The sequence below is a fragment of the Desulfosarcina cetonica JCM 12296 genome, from assembly GCF_001311845.1.
Taxonomy (GTDB): Bacteria; Desulfobacterota; Desulfobacteria; order Desulfobacterales; family Desulfosarcinaceae; genus Desulfosarcina; species Desulfosarcina cetonica.
In genome coordinates this window covers 1-6,097 of sequence record NZ_BBCC01000279.1, presented here as the reverse complement: position 1 = coordinate 6,097, position 6,097 = coordinate 1, and the positions used below count along the sequence as shown (strand labels likewise).

The following is a 6,097-nucleotide window of genomic DNA, read 5'->3' as shown; positions in this document are numbered from 1 at the left end:
TCCGCAGCCACCTGCCCGCGATCATCGACGAGCTTCGGCGCCACGACACCGAGTCCCTCGGCGCCCAGGCCGAGGAGCTGATCGGGCGCTGCGAGGAGATCGCCCAGAATATCGAGAGCGATCTTTCGATTTCCCAGCAGATCATGGACAACCTGGTGGACATGCTGCTCTCGCGCGCCAAGGAGTATCACCAAAAGCTGCAGACCGCGGCCCAGCAGCACCTGCCCGAGGATGTCTACGTCTACGGCGGCCAGAGCATCCTGCGCACCGGCACGCGGCTCGATTTCACCCGCCACGGTGAGGATTTCAAACGCTCGGTGGAGAACTGGCTGCATGAACTGATCCAGCAGGACCGCCTGCCCGAGGTCAATCCGGCCAGGGGCAACTGCCTGGGAGGCGAACTGCTCTACCAGCTGCTGGGCGCCGCCACGGGGAAGAAGACCTTCGGCATCCGCCTGCTCAAGTGCGACGACACCGGCCGCAACTATGAACCGGTGGGCAAGGACCTGGGCTCCGGCGGCGAGGCCCTGACCACGGCGGTGCTGCTCTACACCCTTTTGATCTCCATGCGCAAAAAGCGCCACAGCCATCCCGACGGCCGCATTCCCGCCTTTCTCGTGCTGGACAATCCCCTGGGGGTCTGCAACCGCTCGGATTTCCTCGATGCTCAATTGAAGGTGGCCCGGGCTATGGGCATTCAATGCGTCTACCTGACCGGCATCAACGACCGCGAATCCCTGGACTTGTTCGAATTGCGCGTGGCCATCCGCAAGGGAGAAAAGAAGGTCGAAATCGGCCATGCGACCTACGATCTGCTGGAGATCGCCGAACTTCACGTGGAGAAATCCGATGCGCCCGTCTTGGCGTGATGCCGTGCTGGCCGTGCTCGGCGCCAGCCGAAAGAAACGGGTGGCGATGGAGAAGATCGCGGCGGCGGTGCGCCCCAGGGCCGACGCCCTGTCCGATTTCGAATTCCAGGAGCGCCTGCTGGAAACCTTGACGGCATTGGCGGCCGAAGGACATCTGCGTCTGCCCAAGGCCCGGCATCTCCGGGATCGCCTGACCGGCCTGCCGCGATACGTCACCGCTATTCGCACTGACGAAGACGAGCGGCAAAAGACCCATCGGCAAACCCTGGACGCGCTGCGCAACAAAACGGCCTGGGAGCCACGCGCATGGTGGCCTTTGCCCACACCCTGCGTACGCGGGCGGAACTGGAACGGGCCGAGCAGGTGAACCGCTACCTGCTGGACCGTCCGCCGGAGCCGGTACGGGTGCCGCACCGGGAACGGGCACTGGAGATCTTCGGCGATGAAAAGGCCCTGGATGCTTACGTTCGCTCAGGCATGTTCGGCGGCCGCGTCACCCTGGACGATCTGGATTGCTTCTACTGCCCCGAACCGCTGCCCTTTCGCCCTTTCTCCCTGGATCCACGTGAAACCGCGGGAAAGCCCCTCCTGGTCGTGGAGAATTCAAATACCTACTGGAGCTGCTGTCGGGCCAACGCCACCTGTCATCGATATGCCGCCGTGGTCTACGGTCAGGGCTTTGCCGCCTGTGCCGCCGAACGGGCCAGCGACGGACTGACGGAAATCCAACACCAGGTGGCCGCCGCCGGCATCCGCTATTTCGGGGATCTGGACCCCACGGGCATCGCCATCCCTTGCCGCATCAACCGCCACCGGGAGGAACGGGGGCTCCCCCCCCTGGAGGCGGAACGGATCCTCTACCGTGCTCTTCTGGAGAAGAACCTTTCGGTCCCCTATTCCCGTTCCCAGGCAAACGACCACGATCCGGCCCTGGCCCGCCGCTGGCTCGGCCAGGCGCTGGCAAGCCCCTATCTGGCCAACACCGGCAGCGTCCGCTGGCCCCAGGAGGGGTTGAATTTCATGGATATTCTGGACGTGTTGGCGGTGATCATCGAAACAAGTTTTGACGCGGAAAGCCGCCGTCTCATGGCGGTCCGCCGCGCGGTTTTCGTAGAGGAACAGGGGGTGCCTGAGGCGTTGGAGCAGGATGAAAAGGATCCTTTCTGCCGCCATGCCCTGCTTTTGCGGGATGGCCGGCCGGTGGCCACCGGCCGATTGGCGGATGACGGTCACATCGGCCGCATTGCCGTCCTGAGCCCCTTTCGCGGAAGGGGGCTGGGGAGCCGCATGATCCGCTTTCTCGAAGAAAGCGCGATCGCCAACGGACTGGAAAGAGTTTCCCTGGGCGCCCAAGTGCAGGCGATCCCATTCTACGAAAAACTGGGCTATCGCTGCTATGGCGATCAATTCATGGATGCCGGCATTCCCCATCGACACATGCAAAAGCAACTGAAAGGAGATAACCTTGCCAAGCACTGAATTTCTGTTGACCTCCCTGGTCGTCGTTCTGATGCCAGGGACAGGCGTGATCTATACCGTCTCCACGGGGCTTTTCAGGGGATGGCGGGCCAGCACGGCGGCCGCACTGGGATGTACGGCCGGTATTGTGCCCCACCTGCTTGCCAGTATTCTGGGGCTGTCGGCTATTTTACATGTGAGCGCGCTGGCCTTTCAGGTGGTCAAAATGGCGGGCGTGGCGTATTTGTTATACTTGGCCTGGTCCATGTGGCGCGACACGGGCGTCCTTCGACTCGATGCCAGGGGCACCCGCAGCGGAGCGGGCCGCATCATTACCAGGGGGTTCTTGATCAATATCCTCAATCCCAAGCTTTCCATTTTTTTCCTGGCCTTTCTCCCCCTGTTCGTATCGCCCGATGCCGGAGGGCCTCTGCCCCAGATGTTCCTGCTGAGCGGCATCTTCATGGTCATGACCCTGGTCATCTTCGTCCTCTACGGCATCTGTGCCGACATGGTCCGGACTTACGTGGTCAATTCACCGAAAACATTGCACCGCCTTCAGCGTTCCTTCGCCTTGTTGTTTGCCGCTCTGGGGATCAAGCTGGCGCTGGCCGAGCAGTAAGGCTGGCGGCAGGAAAATCGCCGCAGGATAGGTCGCGCCGCCATCCACGACAGCGTCCGCTGGCCCCAGGAGGGTTTGAATCTCATGGATATTTTAAACGCGTTGGGGTAATCGAATCCGCATGCGCCCTTTTCGACTCCGCCCCTATCAGAAAAAAGCCGTTGCCGCCGTGGTCTCGCGTTATCAAGAGCAAAACCAGCGCCGCATGCTGCTTTTCCTTCCCACCGGGGCCGGAAAAACCGTCATCGCGACCCATATCATCAAGGCCCTGCGAGCCACCAAGACCTTCGGCAAGGTCCTTTTCGTGGCCCATCGCCGGGAGATCATCGATCAGACCGCCCGCACCATCCGGCGGCATCTGCCCGGACTCGGGGTGCAGATCGAGCAGGGCAAGCGAACCGTCAAGGGCGATGGCGCCATCACCCTGGCGTCGGTTCAATCCCTGGTGCGCCGCAAGGAAAACTACGATCCCAAGGACTACGCGCTGATCATCTGCGACGAGTGCCATCGGGCGCTGGCACCGAGTTGGGGCGAGGTGATCGACTACTTTCACACCCAAGCCGACCAGGATACCCTGCTGCTCGGCATGACGGCCACCCCCCAACGCACGGACGGCAAGTCGGCCCTGGACGTTTTCGGCCGCACGGCATTCGAAATTTCCCGCGCCGATCTGGAAGATCTCGGCTATCTGGTGCCCATGCGCTATTTCACCATCCGGGGGAACCTGAACCTGGACAAGGTCAAGATGTCGGCTGGCGATTTCCAGGTGGGCGCGCTTTCCCGGGTGATGAACACGGCCGCCAACCGGGCGTTGACCTTGAAGGCGTGGATGGAACAGGGCAAGGAAAAGAAGACCATCGCCTTTTGCGCCGGGGTCGGGCACGCCCTGGATCTGGCTGCGGATTTCTCGGCCCTGGGCATCCGGGCGGAGAAGGTCGACGGCAAGAGTAAAAATCGCGGCGACATCCTCAAGCGCTTTGCCGACGGAAAGATCCAGGTGTTGACCAACTACGGCGTGCTCACCGAGGGCTTCGATGATCCGAGCGTGGAATGCATCCTCATGGCCCGGCCGACCACCTCGCCGTTGGTCTACACCCAGTGTATCGGACGGGGCCTGCGGACCTCGCCCGGTAAGCATACCTGCATCGTCATCGACATCGTCGACCGCAGCGCCCATCCCCTGCAATACGGGGCCACCCAGATGGCCGGCCTTTCCAAGGGATGGCGCAGCCGCGGATCCGATCCCTTCCGCCAGGCCCGCTCGTTCGCCGGGATCAGGGTTACCTGCCCCGACGCGTTTTTGCGCCTTCGCGACGCGGCCTCCATGGAGGAGGTGCAGTCGATTTTGATGAGCCTGCCGCCGGAGGTGGTCACCGCCGGCCTGGACGGCGAACCGGTGCTGCATTACGAGGCGCGGGAAGGCGAATGCTCTGTCAACGAGGCCCGCAAATCCACCCGGGAAATCCTCAAGCAGGCGGGGGCGGTCGGCGCCAGGCTGCATGTGGATGAAACCACCCTGCAAATCACCTTCCGGTCGCCGGAAACGGAGAACGAGCGCTTCGCCTACCTGAAGTGGCACATCCAACGGGTCGCCGGCCGCACGGTGATTTTTGAGCCGCCCAAGCGAAAAGGCGGCCCCGTGCGTCCACGCAGCCTGTTGCGTTCCATGCTGCCCGAAGGCTGCCAGATCCGCAATCTGTCCGCCGACGCCCAAAACGACACGATCTCCGCCAGCGTGGCCGGCCTTACGCCCGGTGAAATCCAGGGCATCCAGGAAGATTTTGAAGACGAATACGGCATGCGCTTGGACCTCAAGGGGCAGATGTCGCTTTTTTGAAAAACCTTTTTGCCGGTAATCCGCAGTCCACCCGTTGTCTTCATGTGTCTACCGGAATCCCATTTCCCTGCCGGACCCTGGAAGAGCGGGCCTTGACCGCGAAAAGTTGGCTCGTTTGGCTTACAATTTTCAGGCGAAGTGATAGCCATTTTCAACAGATCGCCTTTACGGCATCGTCTCCTTCGATGGCACGGATTCCGGTCAGCTCTGGTTCACCAGAGGAAGTTGGGACACTCAAGTTCTAAACTTAACATAAGACTTCTAAGCGGTGAGCCAGTCTGTCAGAAGGGGTGCCTGTATCGTGGATGATCTTGCACTGAAGTTCGTTTATTAAGGCTGGCGGAAAGAAATAATTCCTCCATCCTGCTTGTCTTTGTGCCCGTCTACCGCGTTGCCGCCACCGGCACATATTCCCGATATGCACCGGTGGCAGCGCCTTGTAGACGAACCCAAATCCGGCGCGATCTGGGGGAATTATTTATTTCCGCCAGCCTGAGGCGGTTGTTCCGGTGACGGCCAAGCATGCTCCATCGGACCGGGAATGACTTCCAGCCCCCATGTTGCGGCCAGTGCATGCAGGGCTTGAAGCTGAGCAGGCGCCTGACTCGCGGGCAAGGCACAGTAGATATCGCCATCGAACATCACGACAACCCGATCCGCCGGCACCTCCGCCACCGCGGAAGGGTCTTTCCATGCGGTGCGATTCCGACACCATGAGAAAATGGACTCGGATTTCCAGATCCGGCATGATGATGGCGCCGCCAGGAGAAGTTCAGGTGCGCGCTCGGTGTCGATCCCGGCCCATTCCAGAACCTGATTTTGCGCTTCATGCAGGGCCGGTGGAACCATTACCAGCGTCCTGCCATGCAACAACCAGCGCCTTTTCACGGCATACGTCAGCGTTGTCAGCGGGATGTCGGCCGGCATCGTGTGTGCTGTGATGGCTTTCAGCCCCCTGGTTCGCGACGGCGCCCACCATGCCCAAACGACAGTGCGCGGCAGCAGGACGGACAGTATTCGCGCAAACCAATCATCTCCGGCAACGGCGTCAAGCGGTGGAAACCGATCATAGGTTTCACGGGTGGGTGGCATGCCATTGCCCAGGCGCTGCGGAAGCCCCAGAAAGGTGAGTGATTGGGTTTCCTGAACCGCAATGGGCCAGGTTGTTGTGGGATCAGTTTTCATAGATCCAGTCTGCAATCCAGTCCGCCCCGAAATAACCGGCCATCCCGCCGATCAAACCGCCGCCAATGGCTGTCAGGACCATTCCGGGACCGGTTTCCACGCCGGCCACCGCGCCAAGGGCGACGC

At 61.4% G+C, this 6,097-nt stretch carries 6 protein-coding genes; 5 read left to right on the top strand and 1 reads right to left on the bottom strand.

Going from position 1 to position 6,097, the window contains the following annotated elements; genetic code table 11:
- The 5 genes from JCM12296_RS40580 to JCM12296_RS31830 form a co-directional block, all read left to right on the top strand.
- Nucleotides 1–869 (top strand): hypothetical protein (locus JCM12296_RS40580; protein WP_172684214.1); only part of this gene is annotated, 869 nt, incomplete at its 5' end.
- Nucleotides 850–1,236, top strand: coding sequence for a hypothetical protein (locus JCM12296_RS31845; RefSeq protein WP_054701565.1), 387 nt, complete (start codon nt 850–852; stop codon nt 1,234–1,236). The genes JCM12296_RS40580 and JCM12296_RS31845, both read left to right, overlap by 20 nt.
- Nucleotides 1,176–2,348: a GNAT family N-acetyltransferase gene (locus JCM12296_RS42880; RefSeq protein WP_218188388.1), complete on the top strand. Its 1,173-nt coding sequence runs from the start codon at nt 1,176–1,178 to the stop codon at nt 2,346–2,348. The genes JCM12296_RS31845 and JCM12296_RS42880 overlap by 61 nt, the downstream gene beginning before the upstream one ends.
- Nucleotides 2,335–2,949, top strand: coding sequence for a LysE family translocator (locus JCM12296_RS31835; protein WP_054701563.1), 615 nt, complete (start codon nt 2,335–2,337; stop codon nt 2,947–2,949). Before JCM12296_RS42880 ends, JCM12296_RS31835 begins: the two co-directional genes overlap by 14 nt.
- A gap of 121 nt (nt 2,950–3,070) precedes the next feature.
- Complete coding sequence (locus JCM12296_RS31830; RefSeq protein ID WP_054701559.1) at nt 3,071–4,786, top strand: DEAD/DEAH box helicase; 1,716 nt, start codon at nt 3,071–3,073, stop codon at nt 4,784–4,786.
- 474 nt (nt 4,787–5,260) lie between these two features.
- Here the strand turns inward: JCM12296_RS31830 and JCM12296_RS31825 are convergent, their stop codons facing one another.
- Nucleotides 5,261–5,971 (bottom strand): hypothetical protein, encoded by a 711-nt coding sequence (locus JCM12296_RS31825; RefSeq protein ID WP_054701557.1) that lies wholly within the window; start codon nt 5,969–5,971, stop codon nt 5,261–5,263.
- Nucleotides 5,972–6,097: the final 126 nt, after the last annotated feature.

What these genes read in the sequence shown, in the direction of transcription:
- JCM12296_RS42880 (WP_218188388.1), top strand. Translation starts at nt 1,176, where the DNA reads ATGGTGGCCTTTGCCCACACCCTGCGTACGCGGGCGGAACTGGAACGG.
- JCM12296_RS31845 (WP_054701565.1), top strand. Translation starts at nt 850, where the DNA reads ATGCGCCCGTCTTGGCGTGATGCCGTGCTGGCCGTGCTCGGCGCCAGC.
- JCM12296_RS31825 (WP_054701557.1), bottom strand. Translation starts at nt 5,971, where the DNA reads ATGAAAACTGATCCCACAACAACCTGGCCCATTGCGGTTCAGGAAACC.
- JCM12296_RS31830 (WP_054701559.1), top strand. Translation starts at nt 3,071, where the DNA reads ATGCGCCCTTTTCGACTCCGCCCCTATCAGAAAAAAGCCGTTGCCGCC.